Source organism: Borborobacter arsenicus, from assembly GCF_003934165.1.
GTDB classification, from domain to species: Bacteria; Pseudomonadota; Alphaproteobacteria; order Rhizobiales; family Rhizobiaceae; genus Pseudaminobacter; species Pseudaminobacter arsenicus.
Genome location: NZ_RKST01000008.1, coordinates 171,993 through 196,434 on the forward strand (window position 1 = coordinate 171,993; position 24,442 = coordinate 196,434).

The following is a 24,442-nucleotide window of genomic DNA, read 5'->3' on the forward strand; positions in this document are numbered from 1 at the left end:
TCCTGACAGGGTTTTGCGACAGTTTGATTTCAGTCAAGCTCAAAGCAGTTGGCTAGGCCGCAACTGGCTGCTATGACCCGGCCAGAAGCGACAGGAGAAACCCATGGCCGGCGGTTCCATTCCCCATTTCCAGAACGATGCGGGTCACGCTGCGATCGAGATCGGCGTGAAGGAATTCAAATGCGTTGGCGCCAATCCACCCTTCGACCATCCGCATGTCTATCTCGATATGGGCGCCGATTCTGAAAAGGTCTGCCCCTATTGCTCGACGCTTTATCGGTTCAACCCCGAACTGAAGGCCGATGAGACCCGTCCGGATGGCTGCCTCTACATCGTCAAGGCGGCCTGACCACTTCGCTGGTGGACAAATTGCCGGCGGGAAAGGTCATCATTGCCGGTGCGGGCGTCGCCGGGCTGACAGCCGCGCTTGCCTTTGCCAGACACGGCTTCCATGTCGAAGTCTTCGAACGCTCGCCGAAACTCGAAGAAGTCGGCGCAGGCTTCCAGCTTTCGCCTAACGCCACACATATCCTGGACCGTCTCGGCGTCTTGCCGGATCTTCTGCCCTTGGCCGTGCAGCCGGAGGCGGTGATTCTGCGCGCGGCCGGAACGCTTTCGGAACTGGCGCGTGTGCCGCTCGGCCGGATCGCCCAGGCGCGATGGGGGGCACCTTATCTGGTTGCGCATCGCGCGGATTTGCAGCGCACCTTGCTGGCGGCCGTCGCGGCTTGCCAGACAATCCGCCTCGTGACCGGTTCAAGCATCACCGACACGCGCCATGATGGCCGGGAGGTAACGGCCACGGTGGAGACTGCCAATGGCGCTCAGGAGATCTCCGGTATGCTGTTGGTCGGCGCAGATGGCGTCTGGTCGGGCTTGCGCTCTTTTGTCGGCACGAGGGGCGGCAGCCGCTTCACCGGAGAACTCGCCTGGCGCAGTGTCGTCCAGCGTGACAGTTCCCAGGGCCGGCTCCTTGCCAATCTCGGTGCCTCCAAGGTCGTCACCGCTTTCCTGCATCCCGGATTCCATCTTGTCGCCTATCCCGTTCGGAGCGGCGATGCCTTCAATCTCGTGGCATTCACGCCCGGCGGGCGTATTGCGGAGGACTGGAACAATTATTCCGACATCTCGCAATTGAAGCGTGCCATGCATGGCATTGTGCCGGCGCTGGCGTCGCTCGCCGATCATGGCACCGCCTGGACAACGTGGCCGATCCATACGGTCGCCCTACAAGAGCGCTGGACCACATCCTGCATGGCGCTGATCGGCGACGCCGCGCATGCCATGCCACCTTTTGCCGCGCAAGGTGCCGCCATGGCCATCGAAGATGCCTATACGCTTGCTGCCCGTGTCGCCTCGGCTTCAGAAAATCTTCCGGCCGCGCTCGCCAATTGGGAAGCCTCGCGACGGCCACGGCTAGCCAAAGTAGCGCGACGCGGTGCGCTCAACCACTTCGCCTGGCACGCACGCGGGCCGGTCGCTTTCGCACGAAACCTGGTGCTGAAGGCGCTTCCCTCCGACAAGCTGGCGAGCGATCTCGACTGGCTTTACGGTTGGGACAGCTCTTCCTGATCAAACGGAACGCACATGCAGGAATACCCGCAGGCGCCCGCCTATCTCCATTTCGACACCGCCACACGGAGGCTGCGGCTCAACCCGCATGAGCCGCGCTTCGTGCAAAACCCATATGAAGCCTATGGCTGGCTGCATGCGGCATCGCCCACTTTCTACTGGGAAGATTACGGATTCTGGTGTTTCGGCGGCTATGACGATGTCAACCGCATCTTGCGCGACCGTCGCTTCGGTCGCCAGAAGCCGCAAAGTGCCGCAGACAACCAGCGCAAACTTGGTGATCGCAGTCATCTGACGGCATTCGACGGTATCGAAGCCAATTCCATGCTGGAACTGGAGCCGCCGGTGCATACGCGCCTGCGCACATTGGTCAATCGCGCCTTCGTGTCACGACAGGTGGAACGGCTGCGGCCGCGTGTGGAGCAACTGGCGCATGAGTTGATCGACCGTTTCGAACCGCAAGGCCGGACGGACCTGTTGCCCGCCTATGCCGCCCCGCTGCCGATCACCATCATCGCCGAAATGCTTGGCGTGCCCGTCGATATGGGACCGCAACTGCTCGGTTGGTCGCATGACATGGTTGCCATGTATATGCATGGGCGCGATCGCGAGGCAGAAGACAGGGCCAATGCCGCCGCTGGCGCGTTCGCCGACTTCCTTCGCACCTATATCGCCGAGCGCCACAGGAAACCGGCCGACGACCTGCTGAGCCTGCTGATCTCGGCTCAGGAAGACGGGCAGAAGCTGAGTGAAGACGAGTTGGTCTCGTCAGTCATCCTGCTGCTCAATGCCGGCCATGAAGCGACCGTCCACCAGACCGGCAATGCGGTGAAGACGATCCTGGCGCAAGGCGGCGATCCGCGCCGGTTTTTCACAATAGTGCAAGACACCGCGGCGACTGTAGAAGAATGCCTGCGCTTCGATGCTCCGCTGCATATGTTCACCCGTTATGCCTACGAGGACATGGAAGCTGGCGACGGCGTCCGCGTAAAACCCGGCGAACAAGTGGGTCTGCTGCTGGCATGCGCAAATCATGACCCGCTGGCATTCAAGACCCCGCGCAGTTTCTCACCCGGACGCGATGACCAGAAGAATGTGAGTTTCGGCGCGGGCATCCATTTCTGCATCGGCGCGCCGCTGGCGCGGCTGGAACTGCAGGTTTCGCTAAAGACGCTATTTGACCGGCTGCCGGGACTTCGCCTGGCCGAACCGCCACTCTTTCGCGACAGCTACCATTTCCACGGCCTGGAACGGCTGATCTGCAGGTGGTGACGTTCAGAGTTCAGGCAGCCCGGATCACATATTCTTTGCGTGTGGTTTCAAGCACTTCCCAGCTTCCCTTAAAGCCAGGGCGGATGATGAAACTGTCGTCCGCCTCGACCCTGCGGACCTCGCCGCCATCCTCGGTTATGACCGAGACGCCGGAGAGGATATGGCAGAATTCCCATTCGTCATATTCGATCCGCCATTTGCCGGGCGTCGATTCCCAGATTCCGGCATAGAGGCCGCCTTCGGCCTCCTCCACATTCCATGTCCTGAATTGCGGATTGCCGGAAATGATCCGGTCGGGAGCCGGCGTGCCCTCTTCGGCAGCGCCGGCGACAATATCCACTGAGACGAATCTCGGCTCTGTCATGAAAAGCTCCGCATTTGCGTACCTTTCACGCCGAAGGGATCAAGCCTTTGCCAGAGCCTGTTCCAGATCGGCGATGATATCCTTGACGTCTTCAATGCCGACCGAAATCCGCACCACCTCGTTGCCCGCCCCCGCTGCTGCGCGTTGCTCGTCCGAGAGTTGGCGATGGGTGGTCGAGGCCGGGTGAATGACCAGCGACTTGGTGTCCCCAATATTTGCCAGGTGCGAGAAGAGCTCCAGGCCCTCCACGAGTTTGATACCAGAATCGTAGCCGCCCTTGAGACCGAAGGTGAACACCGCGCCGGCGCCTTTCGGCGAGTATTTTTTCTGGAGGGCGTGATTCTTGTCGCTTTCGAGGCCGGGATAGGAAACCCACGACACTTTCGGGTGCTTCGACAGCCATTCCGCCACCGCCAGCGCATTGTCGCAATGACGCTGCATGCGAAGCGGCAGGGTCTCCAGTCCGGTCAGGAGCAGGAACGCATTGAAGGGTGAGATTGCCGGCCCGAGATCGCGCAAGCCAAGTACGCGCGCGGCGATAGCGAAGGCGAAGTTGCCGAATGTCTCGTGCAGCACCATGCCGCCATATTCGGGGCGAGGAGCCGAAAGCATCGGATATTTGCCGGACTTCGACCAGTCGAACGTGCCGCCATCGACAATGATGCCGCCGATGGAATTGCCGTGGCCGCCGATGAACTTGGTCAGCGCATGCACGACGATGTCGGCGCCATGCTCGATCGGGCGCACCAGATAGGGTGAAGCGAGCGTGCTGTCGACGATCAGCGGCAGGCCATGCTTGTGCGCCACCTCGGCGATCGCCGCGATGTCCACGAATTCGCCGCCCGGATTGGCCAGGCTTTCGATGTGGATCGCCTTGGTCTTGTCATCGATCTGCTTTTCGAAGCTCGCCAGATCATTGATGTCGGCCCAACGTACTTCCCAGCCGAAATTCTTGAAGGCATGGCCGAACTGGTTGATGGTGCCGCCATAGAGTTTGCTGGCGGCGACGAAATTGTCGCCAGACTCCAGCAAAGTGTGGAAGACGAGCAGATGCGCCGCCTGGCCGGAAGCTGTGGCAAGGGCTGCCGTGCCGCCCTCAAGTGCGGCCACGCGCTCTTCCAGCACAGCCTGCGTCGGGTTCATGATGCGGGTGTAGATATTGCCGAACGCCTTCAACCCGAACAGCGATGCCGCATGATCGGCGTCCTCGAACACGAACGAAGTCGTCTGGTAGATCGGCGTGGCCCGGGCGCCGGTGGCCGGGTCGGGTTTTGCGCCGGCATGGACGGCGAGCGTGTCGAAGCCTGGTGTATGTTGCGACATTTTATTCTCCGAAAAGGCTGATCCTGAAATCCCGTGCTATGTTTGGAGGAGCGTGTCCGCAATTGCAAAGGGGAAAATGCTCTACGCCCAGGGGCTTTGGAACAAACCTGTCGCAAACCGCGGCTCCCGTAGAATATTCTTCCGCCTATTTTTGCCGCACCCCGAAGCTCTGGAACCCGCTGCGCATGATCGGCTTCTTGGACGACAAAACCCGTGAATTGATGCCGTTCCAGCCAATCTCGCCCGACAGTCTTGCATATTCGATCTTCGGGCAGCGGTTCATCACCACCTTGATGCCAGCAGCTTCCGCACGCGCCGCCGCCTCGTCATGACGGATGGTGAGTTGCATCCAGATCACTTTCGGCAGAGGGCGAAGCGCCATCGCCTGTTCCACCACGGGGAGCACCGCGCTCGATGCACGAAAAATATCCACCATATCGATCGGCACAGGGATGTCAGCGAGGCTACCATAGGTCATCCTGCCGAGGATCTCCTTGCCTGCCTGGCCAGGATTGACGGGATAGACCTCATACCCCTTGTCGATCAGATACTTGGCCACGAAGAAACTCGGCCGTATGTCGTTGGCCGAAGCACCGACGATGGCCACCGTCCTTACCGAGTTGAGGATGCCGGAGATATAGGCATCGTCATAGGTGTCATGGTTCATATGCGGGCGGACGCTGTCCAAACTATTCGCCCTTCCATTGCGGATCACGCTTTTCGATGAAGGCGCCGATGCCTTCGGCCGCGTCCCGCGCCAGCATGTTCTCCACCATCACGCGCGAGGCATATTCATAGGCTTGTTCGAGGCCCATTTCAGCCTGCGCGTAGAAGGCTTCCTTGCCTATTTTCAACGTCAAGGGCGATTTCGATGCAATGGCTTGTGCGTATTTGCTGACAATCTGATTTAGATATTCGCGTGGCACCACCCGATTGACGAGCCCGAATTCGCGCGCCGTGGTCGCGTCGATCGTCTCGCCGGTCAGCAGCATTTCCATCGCCTGCTTGCGCGAGACGTTGCGTGACAATGCCACCATAGGCGTGGAGCAGAACAGCCCTATATTGACGCCGGGCGTGCAGAAGGTCGAATCCTGCGTACAGATGGCAAGGTCGCAGCTTGCCACCAATTGCAGCCCCGCAGCGGTCGCCAGACCGTTGATTTCAGCAATTACCGGCTTGGGATGGCGCACGATCGTCTGCATGAGCCGGGCACATTCACCCATGATACGCTCGAAAAACGCCCTGCCCCGATCTGCCTCGCCGCGATGGGCGCTGATTTCCTTGAGATCGTGCCCGGCGCTGAACACCTTTCCCGTCGCTGACAGGATGATGACCCGAACCGCCTTGTCGTCGCGCGCCCGGTCGAACTCCGCCTGGAGCGCCGCCAGAACCGCAAGCGACAATGCGTTGGCCGGTGGATTGGACAAGACGATGCGCAGGACACCGTTGTCCAACGTAGTTGTGACCGGACCTTCCGGAACGGGTTTGATGGCGACGATTTCGGCCAACGGTTTTCTCCTTCAGCGACTTTTCCAATATCTAGCACGCAGCGGCTTGAAGAACATTCGACAAACGTGTTGTCTGGCGACGATTTGAAGCGAGCACAGCAGCCGTTGTCGGCATATGCAATTTATTTACGGGTAGAATAGGACGTCGACATGCCGATACAGGCCAATCTCAAACCAGTCATGACGGCACGCGAGGTCAATGAGCTGATCACCTCCGTCTATCCGCAGCTCAACAATGACTACAAAGCCTATGAAACCGTCGACGTGTTTGCGGGCGGCTGCACCGTCAGGCTCAATGCGGATGACCGGCATCTGCGCCCCGGCGGCACGGTTTCCGGGCCGTCGCTGTTCACGCTTGCCGACATAGGCGGTTATGCCTGCGTTCTATCGCATGCCGGGCCGGATGCGCTTTCGGTAACGGTCAGCCTCACCATCAACTTCATGCGCAAAGCGGAACCAGGGCCCATCGAAGGCCATTGCCGCATCCTGAAGCTTGGTAAAAGCCTCATGGTGTTCGAGATCGACATGGTTGCCGGCCCGGACGGACAGACAGTCGCGAATGCCACCGGGACCTATTCGATCCCGCCGAAACGCGATAAATAATGCGGTAAAATAATACCTTATATTTAACATACTGTTTTGTAATGACTATTTCTTTCATCTGGCATCTACCATGACTTGACCCGCCTTATGCCTGCCCCTATAAGCCACGCTTGAAACAGCGGCCTCCGGGTCGCCGTTTTAATTTTGATTGGCGGAGCTGCGTCGATCAATGCAAGCAACAAGAAACGCCTTCCCCGCGAAGGTCCTGTAGAAAGCAACCGATCCATGAAAACTTTTTCGCAGAAGCCTGCGGACGTGGTGAAGAAGTGGGTGCTGATCGACGCCGAGGGTCTCGTCGTCGGCCGTCTCGCCTCCATCGTCGCCAACCGTCTTCGCGGCAAGCACAAGCCCACTTTCACGCCGCATGTCGATGACGGCGACAATGTCGTCATCATCAATGCCGACAAGGTCGTGCTGACCGGCAAGAAATACACCGACAAGATGTATTACTGGCACACCGGCCATCCCGGCGGCATCAAGGAGCGCACCGCGCGCCAGCTGCTTGAGGGGCGCTTCCCCGAGCGCCTGCTCGAGAAGGCCATCGAGCGCATGATCCCGCGCGGCCCGCTCGGCCGTCGCCAGATGAAGAATCTGCGTGTCTATGCCGGTACCGAACATCCGCATGCCGCTCAGCAGCCCGAGACGCTCGACGTCGGCGCGCTGAACGCCAAGAACAAGAAGGTCTCCTAAACATGGCTGAGCTCAACTCGCTCGCAGAACTCGGAACCGTTGCCCCGGCAGCGCAGCCGGCTGCTCCCGCCCATGTCCAGAAGCTGGACAGCCTGGGTCGCGCCTATGCCACCGGCAAGCGCAAGGACGCTATCGCTCGCGTCTGGGTCAAGCCCGGCTCCGGCAAGATCATCGTCAACGACAAGGAATTCTCGGCTTACTTCGCGCGCCCGGTGCTGCAGATGATCCTGAAGCAGCCGATCGTGGCGTCCAACCGTGAAGGCCAGTTCGACATCGTTGCCACCGTCGTCGGCGGCGGGCTTTCGGGCCAGGCCGGTGCCGTTCGCCACGGTATTTCCAAGGCGCTGACCTATTACGAGCCGGGCCTGCGTAGCGTGCTCAAGAAGGGCGGCTTCCTGACCCGCGACAGCCGCACCGTCGAGCGCAAGAAGTACGGCCGGGCCAAGGCTCGCCGCAGCTTCCAGTTCTCGAAGCGCTAAGCAGCGACCGTCTGCTCACTCGCATACAAATAAAAAGGCCGCCTTCGGGCGGCCTTTTTCATGGAACTCGGCCCAGAGGTCAGTTGGTCAGATCATAGGGAACGCGATAGCCATTTACGGTCAGCCAGTCGAGGGCCGCTTCCGGCTCGTCCGTCTGGATCATGGTTACGCCCTGCTCGGCCCAAAAGCCGTAGGTTTCCTCCGGAAAGCTGGCCAGCACTGCCAGTTCATCGCCACGCCCGCCCGCCAGCATGCCGCCGGGCTTGTTGACGATGGAAAATGTATTGACCCACAGATGCCAGTCACCGCGAACCGCCGCCGCCCGCGCGCGTGCATTGAACAAGGCCCCATTCGCACGGACCATTTCTTGTCCGTCGCCACGCCAGACGATCAATTCCGCTGCATCGGCCGAGAGGCCGCTGGACGCAGCTTCCATGAAACGGGCCTCCTTAACGGCATCGTCCGCCAGGATCGGCATGAAGTGCGCCCCCTCGCCGACCTTGCTCATCACCATCTTCATTTCGGCGATCTTGGCGCTGCTCCACAGATTTTGCTTGATCACCACCTGCCGTTCCATGCCGAGATCACGGGCGACCGCGACGATTTCAGGCAGGTCGTGGACATCAAGCTTGTTGTCCACATTCACCATGATCCGTCCCCTCGCCGCCTCCAGCATCTCGCGGAAGGTGGGCACCGTCTCATCCGTCGCTACCCCCGAGCCCTCGATGACGAGCCGGCAGGAGCGGATCTGCTCCAGCGAGTATTTGATCACCTCGCCCTTGCAGGTGGTGGTGCGATCGAGCCAGCTGTCATGCATAATGATCAGCGCACCATCGCCGGTCCTGCGGACATCGACCTCCACCATCTCGATACCGAGATCGATCGAGTGGTGGATCGCGGCCAATGAGTTCTCGGCGCGGCGAACGAGACCACCCTGTTTCCAGCCGGCCCGGTGGGCGACGATCATGACATGGTCGCGCCACTGATTGGCGTTTTCGAAGCGTTCGATGATCTGCGCAATGTCAGAGCCTTGGGCCGACACGGGCGCGACCGCCTGCCCGAGAAAAGCCAGAAGGGCAGCGCCCAGAGTAACATTGCGCATGAGAATCGTTCCCTCGCCGATGTGACGCGCGAGGAAATAGCTTGTGCCTGTGACGGCTAAGTGAATGGAGCCGGCTAGGAAACCTTATCACGCCGACGCTATGGCGCCGCACTTGTACTCAAGCAATATTGTCCGCGCCACGGTAGTCCACATTTCATCCGGAGATGATATAGAGCCGAAGAAATCCGGTTCTCACTCGCCTGGCGGCAATTCCAAGCTGCTCGACCTCCCCTGTCAGCCCTGTTTTAGGAAATCGCGATGCCTGCACATTCCATCGACCATGCCTTCATGGCCAACAGGAACACCGGCCGCTCCAGCGACCCGACCTATGCGGGCGCGCTGTCCTTCATGCGCCGCCGTTACACCAAGAGCTTGAAGGGTACCGATGCGGTTGTCTGGGGCATTCCGTTTGACGCCGCCGTCACCAATCGATCAGGCGCGCGCTTCGGCCCGCAGGCAATCCGGCGCGCCTCGGCGATCTTCGACTGCGACCCGCAATATCCCTTCCATCTCGACCTGTTCGACCAGCTTGGCGTGATCGACTATGGCGATTGCCTGCTCGACAGCGGCAATCATCAAAAGACACCGGGGGCGATCGAGCGTGAGGCGTCGAAAATCCTGAAATCAGGAGCCTTCCTGCTTACTCTTGGCGGCGATCACTTCGTCACCTGGCCGGTGCTCAAGGCACATGCGGCAATCCATGGGCCGCTGGCTATGGTGCAGTTCGATGCGCATCAGGACACCTGGCCCGATGACGGCAAGCGCATCGACCATGGCTCCTTTGTCGCCCGCGCGGTGCGCGAAGGCGTCATCGACCCCGATCGCTCGATCCAGATCGGTATCCGGACCCATGCGCCAGACACGTTCGGTATCAAGATACTCTACGGCCATGAAGTGGAAGAGATGCGCGCTTCCGATATTGCCTATGCGATTGCCGAGCGCACCGGTGGCAAAAAAACCTATGTCACCTTCGATATCGACTGCCTCGACCCAGCCTATGCGCCGGGAACCGGTACGCCAGTAGCCGGAGGCCCCTCCACGGCCAAGATCCTTTCAGTGCTACGACAAATGACGCAGATCGATATTGTCGGCGCCGATGTCGTGGAGGTTGCACCAGCCTACGATCACGCCGATATTACCGCCATCGCCGGCGCGACGGTGGCCATGCACTATCTCGGGCTGCTTGCCGAGAAAAAGGCGCGTGAAACCGCCTGACGACTTGACAGAAATTACGGACGGCACGACATGAAACCGAAAATATTCATCGATGGCGAACACGGCACGACCGGTCTGCAGATTCGCGCACGCCTTGCCAAGCGCGACGACCTGGATGTGCTGTCGATCCCGGAAGCGGAGCGGCGCAACAGGGACATGCGCGCTGACTTCCTCAAATCGGCCGATATCGCCATTCTGTGCCTTCCGGACGATGCGTCGCGCGAGGCGGTGGGTATTCTGGAAGGCGTCAATTCCACCCGCGTCATCGACACATCGACCGCCCATCGCGTCAATCCCGACTGGACCTATGGCTTTGCCGAAATGGACGGCGCGCAGCGCGCCCTTATCGCCAAATCGCGGCTGGTGGCCAATCCGGGTTGTTATCCGACCGGAGCGATTGCGCTCACACGCCCGCTGGTGGCAGCCGGCATCCTGCCGGCCGACTATCCGGTCAGCGTCAATGCGGTGTCTGGCTATACGGGCGGCGGCAAGCAGATGATTGCGCAGATGGAAGACCCAGCCAATCCGGATCATATCGCATCGGCCTATTTCCTCTACGGGCTGACGCTGATGCACAAGCATGTCGCGGAGATGAAGCAGCATGGGCTGCTTGACCGGCGGCCGATCTTCTCGCCATCCGTTGGCCGCTTCGCCCAGGGCATGATCGTGCAGGTGCCACTGCATCTTTCCGAAATGAACGGCGCGCCGTCGCTGGGTGACACCCATGCAGCGCTTGCCGCGCATTATGCCGGCCAGGACATCGTGCAGGTCGTACCGCTTGCCGAAAGCGCCAAGCTCGCGCGCATCGACCCGACCGAGCTCAACGATACCGACCTGCTCAAGCTCTATGTCTTCGGCACCGAAGGCCAGGGCCAGGTGAATCTCGTGGCGGTCCTCGACAATCTCGGCAAAGGCGCATCGGGAGCGGCAGTGCAGAATATGGATCTGATGCTCGGCCAGGCGCATTGACGCCTGCACCGCCCTTCCCCGACCAGTGGATGATTGCCGATCCCGTTCTCATCGCCGATACGTTCTCGAGTCGGATATGGAAAGTGCATCTTGATGGCGGCACCCTTGCCGTCATCAAGGACCTCAAGCCGATAAAGGACATCGAAGACGAGTTGCGCGGCGCGCATCTGCTGGAATGGCGGCGCGGTCATGGCGCAGTCCACCTGCTCGATCGCGAGGGAAACCGCATGCTGCTCGAATATGCAGGCGAGCGACACCTATCGGATGATCTTGCGGCGTACGGCGATCAGGCCGCAACCGAAATCGCTGCCGAGGCAATGGCAAGGCTGCATGGGCCGTCAGATTATCCCGTTCCCGGCGATCTCCAACCTTTAAGGGACGCTTCGACAGCCTGTTTGCGAAAGCTGCCGCAGACCGCGAGGGCGGTCGGAACAGTCCTTATGTCGAGGCAGCGGTAATTGCCGAGCGGCTGCTTGCGAACCAGCGCGATGTGCGACCGCTTCATGGTGACCTGCATCATGAAAACATCATGCATGGGCCGCGCGGATGGCTGACAATCGATCCGAAAGGCGTCCTCGGCGACACCTGTTTCGATGCCGCAAACCTGTTCTACAACCCGCTCGAGCGCACCGATCTTTGTCTCGATCCCGAGCGCATAGCCTTCATGGCCGAAACCTTCGCTCGCACGCTTGGCCGGAACGTGCCGGCCATTCTCGACCATGCCATAGCCTATGGTTGCCTCTCGGCTGCATGGCATGCAGAAGACAGCAATTCAGTCGATGAAGAGCGCGAGCTTTCCGTCGCACGCGCCATTTGCGCGGTCAGGCGCCTCAGCGCGTAACCGCGATCTCGGTCGGCAGCGGATAAGCGCCCTTGGTGCCGCGCCAGTGAGCGGCGGCAAAGCCCAGAACCACCAGTGCGAAACCCTGATGCAGCAACGCCCAATGCAAGGGCACCTGCATCAACAGTGTGGCGACGCCGATTGCCGCCTGCACGAGCACCAGGTGGAAAAGCACAAGTGCGCGCCTGCCATGCGTGGTGCCGGGCTGGCGCCGGCGCACCGCAATCATGTGCCAGAGTGCCAGGGCGAAAAGCACATAGGCGCCGATGCGATGAATGAACTGGACCGTCTTGGGATTTTCGAAGAAATTGTGCCAAATGGGATCGATGACCAGTAGGCCTCCCGGCACCATAGCGCCGTCCATGAGCGGCCAGGTGTTATAGCTCAAACCGGCATTCAGGCCGGCAACCAGGCCGCCAAGGAAAATCTGGAAGAGCGAGAAAAATACGATCAGGCCGGCGATGCGCTGCGTGTCGCGATCGGCCGCGGGCTCGGAATGCGGCGCCAACCCGCGCGCTACCACCATGGTGGCGGCAAAGATCAGCACCGCGATGGTTAGATGTGTCGCCAGCCGATACTGGCTGACATCGGTGCGCTCGACCAGCCCCGACGACACCATCCACCAGCCGACCGCACCCTGCAGACCGCCAAGCGCCAGGATGCCGACGAGCTTGGGGCTCAAGCCGCGCTCGACACGTCCGGTGACCCAGAAAAACAGCAGCGGCAGCGCAAAGACGAAACCGACCCCGCGCGCAAGGATGCGGTGCGCCCATTCCCACCAGAAGATGGTCTTGAATTCCTCAAGACTCATGCCCTTGTTGATCTGCTGGTATTGCGGAATCTGCCGGTATTTATCGAATTCCTCGTGCCATTCCGCCTCTGAAAGCGGCGGCACGACGCCGTGGATCGGCTTCCATTCAGTAATCGATAGGCCGGAATCGGTAAGCCGCGTCGCTCCACCCACGACCACCAGGGCAAACAGCACCAGAAGCACGACATAGAGCCACCCGCGTAAAAGCGCACGATCGCGCAGCTGCTTGTCGTGCAGCGCAAGCGGAGTATCGGCATTGACGGTGGCAACCATGGTCTTCGCATTCCCAAATTCGCGCCGATTGGTGGACCATAGACGCCGTGGTGGCAAGCCAGCAAGGCGCGCGACACGCCGTCGCGCTTTGCCGGGCTTGAATGAGCCGGCTTGCACGGATGGAGCGGAAAGCATAGGAAGCGCCATGCCCATCCGTCTCAAGAAGCTTATCGGAACCGTCCTGCTGATCGTGCTGGTGATCACCTATGCGGTGGTCGCTACCATCGTGGCGGTGGCGCAACTGGCTGAGTCAGGCCCGCTTGCGCATTTCCTGTTCTTCCTGCTTAGCGGACTGCTTTGGATCCTGCCGGCCATGGGTATCATCAAATGGCTGATCCTGGAGCGGAAGCCTACAAAACCCTGAACGATCAGGATTTCTTCTTTTCCGGAAGGCCCTTGCGCTTCGTTTCGGCGAATTCCTCAAGCTGCTTTTCACTCATGGAGTCATACATCTCCTTCGATGCACCCTTGAGCTCGCTCTTCTTCGTGTCGCCGCGCTTGGCCGAAAGGGCTGCCCCGGCGGCCTTTTGCTGGGCTTTGGATATTGCAGGCATGACCATTTCTCCTTTCGCAAGAAACGTCGTGCATCTGCGGATGTTCCCTGCGCTCAGGCGATCGACAGACCGAACCCTTGCATCAGCCGGCGGGTTGGAAAATCGGCCTTGCCGCTGGTGAACACAGCCAGATCCTTTTCGCCTGAAGATGGATTGGCTTCTTCTCTGTTCTCCTTTGCTCCGATGAGTGACAGCGCGCGCCGGGCTATCGCCTCCGCCGGGTCCAGCCAGTCCACCGGCCAGGGCGCCGTCTTGCGCATGCGGTTGACCAGGAAAGGATAGTGCGTACAGGCAAGCACGACGATATCGGTGCGCCGCCCCTCATGCTCCACGAAACAGGGGGTGATCTCCGCCCTCACCGCGTCTTCATTGACGAAGCCGTCGCGCATGTAGATTTCGGCCAAACCGGCAAGTCGATCGCTGCCGATGAGGCGGACATGGCACTTCGTCGCCCATTGCCGGATCAGGTCGCGGGTATATTGGCGCTTGACCGTACCGGGGGTGGCCAGGACCGACACCAGGCCTGAGCGAGTCCGCTCCGCCGCCGGCTTTATCGCCGGCACGGTGCCGACGAAAGGATGGCCGGGAAAGGCCTCGCGCAGCGCGTCGATCACCAGTGTGGATGCGGTGTTGCAGGCAATCACGGAGATTTCCGGCTGGAAGCGGTCAAGCAGCCTGCCGAACAGATTGAGGATATGCCCTCGCAAGCCCGGCTCGTCCCAGGCGCCGTAGGGAAAGGCCGCATCGTCGGCGACATAGACGAAGCGCCGGTCCGGCATGAGCACGCGCGCCTCTCGAAGCACTGTGAGGCCGCCGATGCCCGAATCGAACACCAGCACCGGACGCTCACTCATTTACGTCATTCCCCGCATCGCCCTCACCATGGATAATTCGATCGGCCATGGCCTTGCGGTCGGGATAGGCCGACCCACGCGGCTGCTTTGGCGAAAAATAGTCGAGCGAGGACAATATTCCGCGCAGCAGCTTGATCTCCTTTACCGTAAAGCCCGGGCGGGTCAGCACTGCGCGCACATTGTCGAGCATTTTTGGCTTTTTGGAGGGCGGCCGGAAATAGCCGCGCACATCAAGTGCCGCCTCCAGATGGTCCAGGAAACCGTGGAGGTGCTCTTTCGAGGCTGGCGTCAATTCCGGACCGGAAAAAGCCGTATCGGTTTCGGATTCCAGCCCTGACTTCATCCATTCATAGGACATCAGCAGGACGGCCTGGGCGATGTTCAGCGAGGCAAAAGCCGGATTGACGGGGAATGTGACGATCTCGTCGGCAAGGCTGATCTCTTCGTTCGACAAGCCGAACCGTTCGCGGCCAAACATGATGCCGACCCGCTGGCCGCCGGCATGGCGGGCGTGCAACTGGCGCCCGGACTCCACCGGGCCGCGCACGGGCTTGAAACCGTCGCGCGGTCGTGCCGTGGTGGCAACCACAAAATTGAGGTCGGTCAGGGCGGAAGGCAGATCATCGAAGACCACGACACCATCGATGACGTGGTCGGCCTTGCTGGCCGCCGCCCTCGCCTTTTCGCTCGGCCAGCCGTCGCGCGGCGTCACCAGCCGCAATTCCGAAAGACCGAAATTGGCCATGGCGCGCGCCACCATGCCGATATTTTCGCCAAGCTGCGGCTCGACGAGAATGACCGCCGGTCCCTCCGCAATCATCGGGTTATCGCGATTTGTGCCTGCCATGTCCGCAACCATTTTTGCCTGGCGGCTTCCTCGCACAGTTCGCTATGAAACAAAACCGGACAGAGTCCCAATTCGTAGTGTTTGCGCACCGTTTGAGGCTTTGCTATACGGGCCTCAACTTCCAGCAGGGCCTGCGGAACAGCTCGGTTTCCTTTCCAGAATGAGGCACTTTTTATGACCAAGATCAAGGTGGCCAATCCGGTCGTTGAACTCGACGGCGATGAGATGACCCGTATCATCTGGCAGTTCATCAAGGACAAGCTGATCCATCCCTATCTCGACATCGACCTGAAATATTACGACCTTGGCGTGGAACATCGCGATGCCACAAATGATCAGGTCACCATCGATGCAGCCAATGCGATCAAGCAGTATGGCGTCGGCGTAAAATGCGCCACCATTACCCCGGACGAAGCCCGCGTTGAGGAATTCGGCCTCAAGAAGATGTGGAAGTCGCCCAACGGCACCATCCGCAACATTTTGGGCGGAACCATCTTCCGCGAGCCTATCATCATGAAGAACGTACCGCGCCTGGTGCCCGGCTGGACCCAGCCGATCATCGTCGGTCGCCACGCCTTCGGCGACCAGTACAAGGCCACCGACTTCAGGTATCCGGGCAAGGGCAAGCTTTCGATCAAGTTCGTTGGCGATGACGGCCAAACCATCGAACATGAAGTGTTCGACGCGCCGGGCGCCGGCGTTGCCATGGCCATGTACAATCTCGACGAATCGATCCGCGAATTTGCCCGCGCCTCGCTGAATTACGGTCTGCTGCGTGGCTATCCGGTATATCTGTCGACCAAGAACACCATCCTGAAAGCCTATGACGGACGCTTCAAGGACCTGTTCCAGGAAGTCTACGAGAAGGAATTCGAGCAGGAGTTCAAGGCCAAGAAGATCTGGTACGAACACCGCCTGATCGACGATATGGTGGCCTCCAGCCTGAAGTGGTCGGGCGGTTACGTCTGGGCGTGCAAGAACTATGACGGCGACGTGCAGTCCGACACCGTGGCGCAGGGCTTCGGCTCGCTCGGCCTGATGACCTCGGTGCTGATGACGCCGGACGGCAAGACGGTGGAAGCCGAAGCTGCCCACGGCACGGTGACGCGTCACTATCGCCAGCACCAGAAGGGTGAAGAAACCTCGACCAACTCTATCGCCTCGATCTTTGCTTGGACGCGTGGCCTTGCCCATCGCGCCAAGCTGGACGGCAATACAGAACTGGACAAGTTTGCGCATACGCTAGAGCGCGTCTGCATCCAGACGGTGGAATCCGGTCACATGACCAAGGACCTGTCGCTGCTGATCGGCCCGGACCAGCCTTGGCTTTCGACCACCGGCTTCCTCGACAAGATCGACGAGAATTTGCAAAAGGCGATGGCCGCCTGAGCAGTTTCAGGCTCAAGTCAAAACAAAGAAAAGCCCGCTGCAAGGCGGGCTTTTTTGTGTCCGGGGGCCGAAATTTTTCGTCTCCAATGCAGTTCTATAAAATTTCGCCGCCCTGCGTCAGGCAGCCTGCATTGCAGCCTTGACCGCGGCAATGGCAGCGTCGGCCTTGCCGGCATCCGGTCCGCCAGCCTGGGCCATATCGGGGCGACCGCCGCCGCCCTGCCCGCCGAGCGCGGCCGAGGCGACGCGGACCAGGTCCACAGCGCTGAAGCGCTTGGTCAGGTCATCGGTGACGCCGACGACGACGCTTGCCTTGCCATCCTCGCCTGCCCCAACGAATACGACGACGCCGGAGCCGAGCGAGCTCTTGCCGGCATCCGCCAGCGGCTTGAGATCGCGCGGCGATACCCCGGAAACCGATTTGCCAAGGAAACCGACGCCGGCAACCGTCTCGCCCTCGCCTGCAGCGCCGTTGGGGGAGGAACCGCCGAGCGCCAGCTTCTTGCGCGCGTCGACCAAATCCTTCTCCAGCTTGCGGCGCTCTTCCAGAACAGCCTCCAAGCGTGCCACTGCATCGGCCGGCGAAACCTTGAGTGCCGCCGCTACTGCCTTCAACCGCCGGTCCTGCTCATCCAGATGGCGGCGCGCGGCCTCGCCGGTCAGCGCTTCGATCCGGCGCACTCCAGAGGCCACCGCACCTTCCGATACCACGCGGACAAGACCGATATCGCCGGTCGCGTTCACATGCGTGCCGCCGCAGAGCTCGACCGAATAGGGCTTGCCCTGTTTGTCGCCATGCAGCCCGGTTCCCATGGAAACCACGCGCACCTCGTCGCCATATTTTTCGCCGAACAGCGCCATTGCGCCCTCGGCGATGGCGTCGTCGACGCTCATCAGGCGGGTCGTGACCGGGGTGTTTTGCACGACGATCTCATTGGCCATCGCTTCGACGCGCTCAAGCTCCTCGGCCGAAATCGGCTTTGGATGCGAAAAGTCGAAACGCAGCCGCTCGGGCGCCACCAAAGACCCCTTCTGCGCAACATGGGTGCCAAGCACCTCGCGCAGCGCTTCATGCACAAGATGTGTCGCAGAATGGTTGGAGCGAAGCCGTGCCCGCCTTGCGTGGTCGACCTGCATGGCAACCGATGCATTCGTCGTTACTTTGCCTTTGGTGACGCGGCCGGAATGGACAAAAAGCCCGTCGCCCTTCTTCTGCGTGTCGGTGATCTCGATTGCGAAACCCTCGCCCGACATGGTGCCGGTATCGCCCATCTGGCCACCGGACTCGCCATAGAACGGCGTCTGGTTGACGATGATGCGGACCTCGTCGCCGGCCTCGGCAGCGTCCACTTCGGCCCCATCCTTCACCAGAGCCTGGACGATGCCCTCGGCCTCTTCGGTGTCGTAACCCAGGAATTCCGTAGCGCCGGTCTTTTCCTTGACCGAGAACCAGATGGTTTCAGTGGCAGCTTCGCCCGAACCAGCCCAGCTTGCGCGGGCTTCGGCCTTCTGGCGCTGCATGGCCGCATTGAAACTGTCGAGATCAACCGAAATATCACGCTGGCGCAGCGCATCCTGGGTGAGATCGAGCGGGAAACCGTAAGTGTCATAGAGCTTGAAGGCGGTCTCGCCATCGAGGCGATCCCCGCTGCCGAGCGTTTCGGTGGCATCGGACAGCAAGGTGAGACCGCGCGCCAGGGTCTTGCGGAAGCGGGTTTCCTCAAGCTTCAGCGTCTCGGTGATCAACGGCTGGCCGCGCACGAGTTCCGGATAGGCCTGGCCCATCTCGCGAACGAGGGCGGGAACCAGGCGCCACATCAGCGGCTCGGAGGCACCCAGCAATTGTGCATGGCGCATCGCACGGCGCATGATACGGCGCAGCACATAGCCACGGCCCTCATTCGAGGGCAGCACACCATCGGCGATCAGGAAGCTTGACGCGCGCAGATGGTCTGCAATGACGCGGTGGCTGGCGCGATTCTTGCCTTCGGCCTTGACGCCGGTTGCCTCTTCGGAAGCGCGGATCAGCGCCCTGAACAGGTCGATGTCGTAATTGTCATGCACGCCCTGCATGACGGCGGCGATGCGCTCGAGCCCCATGCCAGTGTCGATCGAGGGGCGCGGCAGGGTAATGCGCTCCTCCTTCGTCACCTGCTCATACTGCATGAAGACGAGGTTCCAGATCTCGATGAAACGATCGCCGTCTTCATCCGGGCTTCCTGGAGGCCCGCCGGGAATATGTTCGCCGTGGTCGTAGAAGATTTCCGAGCAGGGACCGCAGGGGCCGGTATCGCCCATCGCCCAGAAATTATCGCTGGTCGCGATACGGATGATCTTTTCTTCCGGCAGGCCGGCGACCTTCTTCCAGAAACCCGCCGCCTCGTCGTCGGTGTGATAGACGGTAACCAGCAGCCTTTCACGATCCAGGCCGAACTCCTTGGTAATCAGGTTCCAGGCAAGCTCGATGGCATGCTCCTTGAAATAGTCGCCAAAGGAGAAATTGCCGAGCATTTCAAAGAATGTGTGGTGGCGTGCTGTGTAGCCGACATTGTCGAGGTCATTGTGCTTGCCGCCGGCACGCACGCATTTTTGCGAGGTCGTGGCGCGCGAATAGCTGCGGCTTTCAAGCCCGGTGAAGACATTCTTGAATTGCACCATTCCGGCATTGACGAACATCAGCGTCGGATCGTTGCGCGGCACCAACGGGCTTGAGGGCACGACCTCATGGCCGTCCTTTCGGAAGTAATCGAGGAATGTCGACCGGATTTCGTTTACGCCACTCATATCATTGCCCTTGCGAGATACCTGCTGATACCGCCAGAACGCCGAAGCTCTGACGGATCGCTTTTGGCTGCCCCATTCCTTGTTCAAGCATCGGGCTGAAACCCGCTTCGCACTTTTCGATCCAACGCTCTAGCAGAAAATTGACAGAGCCTTTTAGCCGCCGCGCCCTACCCTGTCCATAACGGCAAAAGCCGGCAAAGGCTGGAATTTCTTCATCATTCAAACGCAAAATCGCCGACCCTTGGGCCGGCGGTCAAAATTGCGCGAAGGAGCGAGGCCTAGAGCAGCGGGCGTTCTGACGAACGCGTGCCCCGCTGCTCCAGTTGGCTTCTTTAGCCGCATTTGTGCAACGTCAGACGACTCCGTCTGACTGCAAAATGCTCTAAACTGCGCCGGCTTCATCCTCGAAGCCGCTGTCAGGACCGCCTTCGAGGAACTTCTCGGCGATCAGCCCGGCATTCTGCCGCAGCGCCAGTTCAATCTCCTGAGCCGTGTCAGGATTGTCGCGCAGGAACATCTTGGCATTCTCCCTGCCCTGGCCGAGACGCTGTGAATTGTAGGAGAACCAAGCGCCCGACTTTTCGACGACGCCGGCCTTCACGCCCAGATCGACGAGTTCACCGGTCTTGGAAACACCCTCGCCATACATGATGTCGAACTCGACCTGCTTGAACGGGGGCGCCAGCTTGTTCTTGACCACTTTCACACGGGTCTGGTTGCCGACGACCTCGTCGCGATCCTTGACCGAACCGATGCGACGAATGTCCAACCGCACCGAGGCATAGAATTTCAGCGCATTGCCGCCCGTCGTGGTTTCGGGCGAACCGAACATGACGCCGATCTTCATGCGGATCTGATTGATGAAGATGACCATGGTGTTGGAGCGCGAAATGGACGCCGTCAGCTTGCGCAATGCCTGGCTCATCAGGCGAGCTTGCAGGCCAGGCAGGGAATCGCCCATCTCGCCCTCGATCTCGGCACGCGGGGTCAGTGCTGCAACTGAATCGACGACCAGCACATCAACGGCGCCCGAGCGGACCAGCGTGTCGCAGATCTCCAGCGCCTGCTCGCCCGTGTCGGGCTGCGAGATCAGGAGGTTTTCGAGATCGACCCCCAGCTTGCGGGCATAGACCGGGTCCAGCGCATGTTCGGCATCGACGAAGGCGCAGATGCCGCCCTTCTTCTGCGCTTCCGCCACGGTATGCAGGGCAAGCGTGGTCTTGCCCGAGCTTTCCGGGCCGTAAATCTCGATGATGCGGCCGCGCGGCAACCCGCCCACGCCGAGCGCGATGTCGAGGCCCAGCGATCCGGTCGGGATGGTTTCTATCTCGACGATCTTCTCGTTTGCGCCCAGGCGCATGATCGAGCCCTTGCCGAAAGCGCGCTCTATCTGGGAAAGCGCGGCATCCAGAGCCTTTGATTTGTCCACCGATTTATCCTCTACAAGCCGCAGTGAATTCTGAGCCATGATACATTACCCCTTGGACGTCAATGAAGGCCGGGCGCACCGGAATATCGTTCAATATGTACTCTTTTTGTTCCTTCCTTACAAGAGGAGCAAGTTATTGAAAAATAACATCTTTCAAATTTTGTTCTGCTTTTATTCCAATGAGTGCGGGGCATGTATCCAGTGATCATTGGGGGAGTTTTTCTTCTCGCCAGGCAACGAATCGCCCGTCGAGCCCCGGCCTTGCAGGCCCGTGCCGCCTGCAGCGACAGGGCAAATCCTATTTTCCGGCCCTTAACCCGGCCTCATAGGCCTTGCGGGCCCAGACCGCCATCTCGTCAGGATCGTCGAGGGCACTGTCCGGGACGCTCCAATAGGGCATGGCGACGTTCTTGCCATGCCGCGATCCCGTATAGGTCCATTGCCTGCAACCGGCGGCCAGGAAATCCGGTGTGCTTTCCTGATCGGCCTTGAGCATCAATTCGCCGCGCAGTTCGATCGCCACGATGACGCCGTCAAAATAGATGCCCTTGCCACCGAATAGCTTTCGAACGCTGACTGGCCCAAGGCCGGCAAAAAGATCGGCAATATCGGCTTCGGTCATTGCCTGGCCCTTGCATTCATACAAATTAGTCATCCGGCATTTCCCAAGCGAGGCGCGGTTGCTTGCGTGACTGCCGGACATGAAAAGGTAAGCACCTATGACAATGCTTCTCAAGGGTTCATGTCGTTGCGGCGCCGTTCACTTCAGCGTCGAGAGCCATACGCCAGTGCCGTACCAGCTTTGCTATTGCTCTATCTGCCGCAAGCAGCAGGGCGGCGGTGGCTACGCCATCAATCTTGGCGCCGATGCGGAAACGTTGCAGATCGATGGCGAAGAACATCTTGGGTTGTTCCAAGCCACCATCCAGGATGACGAGCGGCCGGTTTGCGAAATATCGAGCGGCGAGCGGCGGTTTTGTCGGGAATGCGGAAGCGCGCTGTGGCTCTATGATCCGACCTGGCCTGATCTCGTGCACCCCTTTGCTTCCGCAATCGATACAGAACTGCCTATCGCACCCGACCGTGTCCACCTAATGCTGAAGTACAAGGCCTCGTGGGTCGAGCCCGAGATCAGGCCCGGCGACAAGGCTTTCGATCTCTATCCGGCGGAATCGATTGCTGATTGGCACAAGCGTATGGGGCTGTGGGTGGACTGATCCCGACGCCTGCTCAAGCCGCGCCGGCAGCCCTCGCCTCTGCAAGCTGCTTGAGGTCAGCAGGCTTCAACTCAACCGATTCGCCACAGCCGCAGGCCGAGCTCTGGTTGGGGTTGGTGAAGGTAAAGCCGGTGCGAAGCTGGGTCGCCTCGAAATCCATGACGGTGCCGAAAAGAAACAACGCCGCCTCAGGCGCGACATAGACATGCGCGCCGTCGCGCTCGATATGGTCGTCCTTGGGATTGGGTTCGGTGACCAGGTCTACGGTGTATTCCATCCCCGCGCAGCCGCCCTTCTTGATGCCCAGGCGGATGCCGGCGGCATTGTCGCGTGCAGCCATAATCTCGCGCACGCGCTCGGCGGCCTTTTCTGTCATGCTGATGACGGCAAAACGTCCCATATCCTGCTCCACTCTGCGCAGGTTAAAGGCCTGCGGAATGACTCTGCCCTAAGATGGTGAATATTTGCCGAGGGCGCAAGTCGTCCGTCTGTCGGCGTCAATACCACCCGACCGCAATCTGCGCTTCCTCGGACATGCGATCAGGCGTCCATGGCGGATCAAAGGTCATGGTGACCTCGACGTCCGAAACGCCTTCCACCGCACCTACGGCATTCTGCACCCAGCCAGGCATCTCGCCGGCCACGGGACAGCCGGGTGCGGTCAGCGTCATCTCGATCTTGACGGAGCGGTCGTCCTCGATGTCGATCTTGTAGACAAGGCCGAGTTCATAAATATCGGCCGGGATTTCCGGGTCATAGACGGTTTTCAGTGCAGCGACGATGTCGTCGGTCAGCCGCGCCAGCTCATCGGCAGGAATGGCCGATGCCGAAGGTGCGCTTGCGCTTTGCCCTTCCGGTGCGGTTTGCTTCGTCGCTGTATCATCCATGATGTTCACCCGAAGAATTTACGTGCCTTTTCAAGCGCTTCAGCCAGGACATCGACTTCGGCCCTGGTATTGTACATGCCGAAAGAAGCCCGGCAGGTGGAGGTCACGCCAAAACGCTTCAATAGCGGTTGCGCGCAATGTGTGCCGGCCCGCACGGCCACGCCGGCCCGGTCGATCACCATCGACACGTCATGGGCATGGATGCCCTGCAGCTCGAAGGAGACGATGGCACCCTTGTCGGGCGCATCGCCGATGATGCGCAGCGAATTGATGGCGCGCAGCCGCTCATGCGCATAAATCTTGAGATCAGCCTCATGCGCAGCAATCGCCTCGCGGCCGACCTTTTCCATATAATCCAGTGCTGCACCTAGCCCGATGGCCTGGACGATCGGCGGCGTGCCAGCCTCGAAGCGGTGCGGCGGATCGTTATAGGTAACCTTGTCTTCGGTCACCTCCTCGATCATCTCGCCGCCGCCCATGAAGGGCCGCATGCGCTCCAGCATCTCCTTCTTGCCATAGAGCACGCCGATACCGCTCGGCCCATAGACCTTGTGGCCAGTGAAGACGAAGAAGTCGCAGCCGAGATCCTGCACGTCTATCGGCATATGGACCGCGCTCTGACTGCCATCAACCAGAACCGGTATGCCGCGCTGATGCGCAATGCGACATATCTCCTTGATCGGCGTGATGGTGCCCAGCGCATTCGACATATGGGTGATCGCGACCAGCCGTGTGCGGTCTGTCAGGCTTCTTTCGAAATCCTCGATATGAAGCGCGCCGGAATCATCAACGGGTACCCAGACCAGCTTCGCGCCCTGCCGCTCACGGATGAAGTGCCATGGCACGATGTTGGAATGGTGCTCCATGATAGAAAGCACGATCTCGTCGCCTTCGCCGATATTCGGCATGCCGAAGCCATAAGCGACGGTGTTGATGCCGGCCGTCGAATTGGAGGTGAAGACGATCTCGTCGATGCTTGCCGCATTGAGGAAGCGGCGCGCCGATTCGCGCGCCTTCTCATAGGCATCGGTGGCCGCATTCGACAGGAAATGCAGCCCGCGATGGACATTGGCATATTCTTGCGAATAGGCGTGCTGGATGGCGGCCAGCACAACTTGCGGCTTTTGGGCCGACGCGCCGTTGTCGAGATAGACCAGCGGCTTGCCATAGACCTCGCGCGACAGGATCGGGAAGTCGCGGCGTATCGCCTCGACGTCATAAGGGATGGTAAAGGTTTTTTGGTCCATCATGTTTCCCACGGCACGCGCCGAACTCTGGCACACCCCTTGAGGCCATCAGCCATCGCCCCGGCCCTACGCCAGGGCTCCGAGCGTTCGTCACTCAAAAGCCAAATCGTCGGCTTTTTGTCGCTGGAGCCGCGGGCGTTCAGACGAACGCGTCCCCGCTGCTCCAGCTGGTTTCCTTGCCCGCATTTATGCAACGTCAGACGATTCTATCT

Annotated in this window: 27 protein-coding genes and 1 pseudogene; 12 read left to right on the plus strand and 16 right to left on the minus strand. The window is 60.3% G+C overall.

What is annotated here, in order from left to right:
* Window positions 1-103 precede the first annotated feature (103 nt).
* Genes EET67_RS14380 through EET67_RS14390 form a run of 3 tightly spaced genes read left to right on the plus strand, consistent with a single transcriptional unit; the run spans window position 104 to window position 2,844 of the window.
* Window positions 104-349 carry a zinc-finger domain-containing protein gene (locus tag EET67_RS14380; protein ID WP_128626876.1) on the plus strand — a complete coding sequence of 82 codons (246 nt, stop codon included), beginning with the start codon at window positions 104-106 and terminating at the stop codon, window positions 347-349.
* A gap of 11 nt (window positions 350-360) precedes the next feature.
* Complete coding sequence (locus tag EET67_RS14385; RefSeq protein WP_128626877.1) at window positions 361-1,572, plus strand: FAD-dependent monooxygenase; 1,212 nt, start codon at window positions 361-363, stop codon at window positions 1,570-1,572.
* A gap of 15 nt (window positions 1,573-1,587) precedes the next feature.
* Entirely contained in the window at window positions 1,588-2,844 is a 1,257-nt protein-coding gene (locus EET67_RS14390; RefSeq protein ID WP_128626878.1) for a cytochrome P450, read from the plus strand.
* Window positions 2,845-2,854: 10 nt separating this feature from the next.
* Here the strand turns inward: EET67_RS14390 and EET67_RS14395 are convergent, their stop codons facing one another.
* The 4 genes from EET67_RS14395 to EET67_RS14410 all read right to left on the minus strand — a co-directional run bounded on the left by EET67_RS14395 (window position 2,855) and on the right by EET67_RS14410 (window position 6,039).
* Window positions 2,855-3,208 (minus strand): cupin domain-containing protein, encoded by a 354-nt coding sequence (locus EET67_RS14395; RefSeq protein WP_128626879.1) that lies wholly within the window; start codon window positions 3,206-3,208, stop codon window positions 2,855-2,857.
* Between the two features lie 39 nt (window positions 3,209-3,247).
* The gene (locus EET67_RS14400; RefSeq protein WP_128626880.1) at window positions 3,248-4,531 is read right to left on the minus strand and encodes an O-acetylhomoserine aminocarboxypropyltransferase; all 1,284 of its coding nucleotides are present in this window, start codon (window positions 4,529-4,531) and stop codon (window positions 3,248-3,250) included.
* A gap of 145 nt (window positions 4,532-4,676) precedes the next feature.
* Complete coding sequence (locus EET67_RS14405) at window positions 4,677-5,198, minus strand: CoA-binding protein (RefSeq protein WP_128626964.1); 522 nt, start codon at window positions 5,196-5,198, stop codon at window positions 4,677-4,679.
* 22 nt (window positions 5,199-5,220) lie between these two features.
* Complete coding sequence (locus EET67_RS14410; RefSeq protein WP_128626881.1) at window positions 5,221-6,039, minus strand: enoyl-CoA hydratase; 819 nt, start codon at window positions 6,037-6,039, stop codon at window positions 5,221-5,223.
* A gap of 150 nt (window positions 6,040-6,189) precedes the next feature.
* On the opposite strand from EET67_RS14410, the gene EET67_RS14415 reads away from it, so the two are divergent.
* The 3 genes from EET67_RS14415 to rpsI all read left to right on the plus strand — a co-directional run bounded on the left by EET67_RS14415 (window position 6,190) and on the right by rpsI (window position 7,811).
* Entirely contained in the window at window positions 6,190-6,642 is a 453-nt protein-coding gene (locus tag EET67_RS14415; protein ID WP_128626882.1) for a PaaI family thioesterase, read from the plus strand.
* A gap of 225 nt (window positions 6,643-6,867) precedes the next feature.
* On the plus strand, window positions 6,868-7,332 hold the full coding sequence (rplM, locus tag EET67_RS14420) for a 50S ribosomal protein L13 (protein ID WP_128626883.1): 465 nt from the start codon (window positions 6,868-6,870) through the stop codon (window positions 7,330-7,332).
* A gap of 2 nt (window positions 7,333-7,334) precedes the next feature.
* A complete protein-coding gene (gene rpsI, locus EET67_RS14425; RefSeq protein ID WP_128626884.1) occupies window positions 7,335-7,811 on the plus strand; it encodes a 30S ribosomal protein S9 in 477 nt (158 codons plus the stop codon).
* A 79-nt stretch (window positions 7,812-7,890) separates the two neighbouring features.
* On the opposite strand, the gene EET67_RS14430 is transcribed toward rpsI, so the two are convergent.
* The gene (locus EET67_RS14430) at window positions 7,891-8,913 is read right to left on the minus strand and encodes a glycerophosphodiester phosphodiesterase family protein (RefSeq protein WP_128626885.1); all 1,023 of its coding nucleotides are present in this window, start codon (window positions 8,911-8,913) and stop codon (window positions 7,891-7,893) included.
* Window positions 8,914-9,171: 258 nt separating this feature from the next.
* Between EET67_RS14430 and speB the strand changes: the two genes are divergently transcribed.
* The 3 genes and pseudogenes from speB to EET67_RS14445 all read left to right on the plus strand — a co-directional run bounded on the left by speB (window position 9,172) and on the right by EET67_RS14445 (window position 11,938).
* The gene (speB, locus tag EET67_RS14435; protein WP_128626886.1) at window positions 9,172-10,128 is read left to right on the plus strand and encodes an agmatinase; all 957 of its coding nucleotides are present in this window, start codon (window positions 9,172-9,174) and stop codon (window positions 10,126-10,128) included.
* Between the two features lie 30 nt (window positions 10,129-10,158).
* A complete protein-coding gene (gene argC / locus EET67_RS14440) occupies window positions 10,159-11,097 on the plus strand; it encodes an N-acetyl-gamma-glutamyl-phosphate reductase (protein ID WP_128626887.1) in 939 nt (312 codons plus the stop codon).
* A gap of 29 nt (window positions 11,098-11,126) precedes the next feature.
* Window positions 11,127-11,938, plus strand: a pseudogene (locus tag EET67_RS14445) (aminoglycoside phosphotransferase family protein).
* On the opposite strand, the gene EET67_RS14450 reads toward EET67_RS14445, so the two are convergent.
* The gene (locus tag EET67_RS14450; protein WP_128626888.1) at window positions 11,928-13,022 is read right to left on the minus strand and encodes a COX15/CtaA family protein; all 1,095 of its coding nucleotides are present in this window, start codon (window positions 13,020-13,022) and stop codon (window positions 11,928-11,930) included. The pseudogene EET67_RS14445 and the gene EET67_RS14450 overlap by 11 nt on opposite strands.
* A 145-nt stretch (window positions 13,023-13,167) precedes the next feature.
* On the opposite strand from EET67_RS14450, the gene EET67_RS14455 reads away from it, so the two are divergent.
* Entirely contained in the window at window positions 13,168-13,386 is a 219-nt protein-coding gene (locus tag EET67_RS14455) for a DUF2842 domain-containing protein (RefSeq protein WP_128626889.1), read from the plus strand.
* A 4-nt stretch (window positions 13,387-13,390) separates the two neighbouring features.
* Here EET67_RS14455 and EET67_RS14460 read toward each other — a convergent pair whose 3' ends face one another.
* Genes EET67_RS14460 through EET67_RS14470 form a run of 3 tightly spaced genes read right to left on the minus strand, consistent with a single transcriptional unit; the run spans window position 13,391 to window position 15,277 of the window.
* Window positions 13,391-13,576, minus strand: coding sequence for a DUF3008 family protein (locus EET67_RS14460; protein ID WP_128626890.1), 186 nt, complete (start codon window positions 13,574-13,576; stop codon window positions 13,391-13,393).
* A gap of 53 nt (window positions 13,577-13,629) precedes the next feature.
* Window positions 13,630-14,430, minus strand: coding sequence for a glutamate racemase (gene murI / locus EET67_RS14465; protein ID WP_128626891.1), 801 nt, complete (start codon window positions 14,428-14,430; stop codon window positions 13,630-13,632).
* Window positions 14,423-15,277, minus strand: a complete 855-nt coding sequence (locus EET67_RS14470; RefSeq protein ID WP_128626892.1) for an RNA methyltransferase — start codon at window positions 15,275-15,277, stop codon at window positions 14,423-14,425. The genes murI and EET67_RS14470 overlap by 8 nt, the downstream gene beginning before the upstream one ends.
* 174 nt (window positions 15,278-15,451) lie before the next feature.
* On the opposite strand from EET67_RS14470, the gene EET67_RS14475 reads away from it, so the two are divergent.
* Window positions 15,452-16,666, plus strand: a complete 1,215-nt coding sequence (locus EET67_RS14475) for an NADP-dependent isocitrate dehydrogenase (protein WP_128626893.1) — start codon at window positions 15,452-15,454, stop codon at window positions 16,664-16,666.
* A gap of 117 nt (window positions 16,667-16,783) precedes the next feature.
* Here the strand turns inward: EET67_RS14475 and alaS are convergent, their stop codons facing one another.
* From alaS to EET67_RS14495, 4 genes are all read right to left on the minus strand, one after another.
* Window positions 16,784-19,450, minus strand: coding sequence for an alanine--tRNA ligase (alaS, locus tag EET67_RS14480; RefSeq protein WP_128626894.1), 2,667 nt, complete (start codon window positions 19,448-19,450; stop codon window positions 16,784-16,786).
* Between the two features lies 1 nt (window position 19,451).
* Complete coding sequence (locus EET67_RS14485; protein ID WP_128626895.1) at window positions 19,452-19,673, minus strand: hypothetical protein; 222 nt, start codon at window positions 19,671-19,673, stop codon at window positions 19,452-19,454.
* Between the two features lie 159 nt (window positions 19,674-19,832).
* Complete coding sequence (gene recA / locus EET67_RS14490; protein ID WP_128626896.1) at window positions 19,833-20,918, minus strand: recombinase RecA; 1,086 nt, start codon at window positions 20,916-20,918, stop codon at window positions 19,833-19,835.
* A gap of 259 nt (window positions 20,919-21,177) precedes the next feature.
* A complete protein-coding gene (locus EET67_RS14495; protein WP_128626965.1) occupies window positions 21,178-21,501 on the minus strand; it encodes a TfoX/Sxy family protein in 324 nt (107 codons plus the stop codon).
* A gap of 97 nt (window positions 21,502-21,598) precedes the next feature.
* Here EET67_RS14495 and EET67_RS14500 point away from each other — a divergent pair, with 97 nt between their 5' ends.
* Window positions 21,599-22,096 (plus strand): GFA family protein, encoded by a 498-nt coding sequence (locus EET67_RS14500; RefSeq protein WP_128626897.1) that lies wholly within the window; start codon window positions 21,599-21,601, stop codon window positions 22,094-22,096.
* 13 nt (window positions 22,097-22,109) lie between these two features.
* On the opposite strand, the gene sufA is transcribed toward EET67_RS14500, so the two are convergent.
* The 3 genes from sufA to EET67_RS14515 form a co-directional block, all read right to left on the minus strand.
* Window positions 22,110-22,496 (minus strand): Fe-S cluster assembly scaffold SufA, encoded by a 387-nt coding sequence (gene sufA / locus EET67_RS14505; protein ID WP_128626898.1) that lies wholly within the window; start codon window positions 22,494-22,496, stop codon window positions 22,110-22,112.
* A gap of 97 nt (window positions 22,497-22,593) precedes the next feature.
* Window positions 22,594-22,983 carry an SUF system Fe-S cluster assembly protein gene (locus EET67_RS14510; protein WP_128626899.1) on the minus strand — a complete coding sequence of 130 codons (390 nt, stop codon included), beginning with the start codon at window positions 22,981-22,983 and terminating at the stop codon, window positions 22,594-22,596.
* Between the two features lie 5 nt (window positions 22,984-22,988).
* Window positions 22,989-24,230, minus strand: a complete 1,242-nt coding sequence (locus EET67_RS14515) for a cysteine desulfurase (protein ID WP_128626900.1) — start codon at window positions 24,228-24,230, stop codon at window positions 22,989-22,991.
* Between the last annotated feature and the right edge of the window lie 212 nt (window positions 24,231-24,442).